This window comes from Streptomyces sp. NPDC004561, assembly GCF_053602155.1.
Window position 1 is genome coordinate 1 of the sequence record NZ_JBSGDB010000884.1, and the last position, 1,588, is coordinate 1,588.

The following is a 1,588-nucleotide window of genomic DNA, read 5'->3' on the forward strand; positions in this document are numbered from 1 at the left end:
GCCGCGGGGCGCCAGCGTGACCGGACGGCCGTCGACCGTGAGCCGGCTGCCGTCGGCGGCCCGGGCGCACCGCTGCCGGGCCCAACCCGCCATGCCCAGGCGCTCGATGTCCGGCTTGGCCTGAGTGGCCGGGATCTCGGCGAGGTCCTCCACGTGGTCGACGCGGAGCTGCCCGGGAGCGGCGACCAGGCCGTCGTAGCGGTTGACGGTGAAGTTGCCCAGGGGATGCGCGCTCGCGACGGCGGCCGGGAGCAGCGCGAGGGCGCAGCCCGCGAGGGCGGCGAGGAGCAGGCGCGGCCTCACCGTGCGGCCTCCAGCGCCTTGCGGGCCTCCGCGGCGCCCAGCGGGGAGAAGCCGGGGTTCAGCTTCAGGGCCGAGGCGAGCGATGCGCGGCCGGCCGCGCGGTGGCCCGTGGCCAGCTCGATCATGCCGAGGTGGTAGCGGAAGGCGGCGTTGCGGTAGCCGGTGGCCGTGGCCCGGCGGGCGTACGGCAGGGCCTCGGTGTCCTGGCCGTTGACGTGCAGCGCCCAGGCGAGGGCGTCCGCGGTGTGCACGGTGTGCCGGCGGGCCCATTCGGCGCGGGCCGCACGCAGCGCGGCCGCCTTGTCGCCGTGTTCGGCGGCGGCCAGCGCGGTGTCCAGGTCCGCGTTGACGCCGTTGGCGCGGGCCAGCGCGATCCAGGCGTCCACGAGCGCGTACTGCTGCCGGGCCCGCGCCTCGTCGCCGGCCGCCCCGCGCGCCTCGTACAGCTCGCCCAGTTCGACGAGCGGCGCGGGCAGCGGATAGCGCGCGACCACCGTCTCCATGCCCTCGACGGCCGCGGCGCGGTCCCCGCTCGCCGCCTGTGCGCGGGCCCGGCCCTCCAGCGCCGGCAGATAGCCGTCGTCGGCGGCCAGGGCGCGGGCGTAGTAGCCGAGCGCGGCCTTGTAGTCGCCCTGGTTCCAGGCGAGTTGGCCGAGCTGCGAGGCCACGTAGGCGACGTCTCCCGGTGAGGTGGCCCCGGACAGGGCCTGCTGGAGGACGCGCCGGGCCGTCGGCACGTCGCCGCGCAACTCGTGCACGTAGGCGTACCGCGTGAAGACGGGTACGCCCGGCTTGCGCGCGTCGGCGGTGTCGGCGGCCCGCGACGCCTCGGTGTACCGGCCGAGTTCGACCAGGGCGTCGATCCGGGAGGACAGCGCGCGTTCGCTGTACGGGTTCTGCCGCAGGGCCTGGTCGGCGTAGGTCAGGGCGTCCTTGAAGTCGTGCCGGGCGGCGGCGAGGGCGGCGCGGCCGGCCAGGGCCTGGTCGTTGTCCGGGGTCAGTGACAGGGACCGCCGCAGCGCCTTGTCCGCCTGCGGGTACCGGGACGGGTCGCCCTTGGTCCGCGCCTGTTCGACGTAGGCCAGGCCGAGGGTGGCCCAGCTGCCGGCGTCCTTCGGCTGGCCGCGCAGATGCGCCTGGAGCGCGGCGATGCTCGCGTCCAGGCTGCCGCCGTTCAGGACACCCGGGTCGACGGCGGTGGAGGCGACCGGCACGGACGCGGGCACACGGCCGGCTCCGAGCGCGATCGCCCCGCCGGTCAGGGCGGTCGCCAACAGGAGCGCAC

At 76.8% G+C, this 1,588-nt stretch carries 1 protein-coding gene and 1 pseudogene; both read right to left on the bottom strand.

Features of this window, described 5'->3' with window-relative positions; translation table 11 throughout:
• Window positions 1-303, bottom strand: a pseudogene (locus ACWEN3_RS46390) (nickel transporter); the annotation flags it as partial.
• Window positions 300-1,588 (bottom strand): tetratricopeptide repeat protein (locus tag ACWEN3_RS46395; RefSeq protein ID WP_452984455.1); only part of this gene is annotated, 1,289 nt, incomplete at its 5' end. The gene ACWEN3_RS46395 and the pseudogene ACWEN3_RS46390, both read right to left, overlap by 4 nt.